Source organism: Photobacterium sp. DNB22_13_2, assembly GCF_052873915.1.
In genome coordinates, this window is record NZ_JBNNXU010000078.1 from 1 (window position 1) to 329 (window position 329).

A 329-nucleotide genomic window follows, 5' to 3' on the forward strand; every position below is an offset into this window, starting at 1 on the left:
AAAGATGGTGCGGAAGGAGAGACTTGAACTCTCACACCTTGCGGCGCCAGAACCTAAATCTGGTGCGTCTACCAATTTCGCCACTTCCGCATACTTACCGAATGATCCGAAGAACGTCGTTAAGTTTAATATGGCAGGTCTACCTGGATTCGAACCAGGGAATGGCGGCATCAAAAGCCGCTGCCTTACCGCTTGGCGATAGACCTGCAGATGCTCTTTACAGAGACTTGATACCAGAGAGAATGGTGCGGAAGGAGAGACTTGAACTCTCACACCTTGCGGCGCCAGAACCTAAATCTGGTGCGTCTACCAATTTCGCCACTTCCGCA

At 51.1% G+C, this 329-nt stretch carries 3 tRNA genes; all 3 read right to left on the reverse strand.

Annotated elements, in window-relative coordinates:
• Positions 1-5: 5 nt before the first annotated feature.
• Positions 6-90: transfer RNA gene (locus ACVA58_RS27850), tRNA-Leu, on the reverse strand.
• Positions 91-131: 41 nt separating this feature from the next.
• A tRNA-Gln gene (locus ACVA58_RS27855) sits at positions 132-206 on the reverse strand.
• A gap of 37 nt (positions 207-243) precedes the next feature.
• A tRNA-Leu gene (locus tag ACVA58_RS27860) sits at positions 244-328 on the reverse strand.
• Position 329 lies beyond the last annotated feature (1 nt).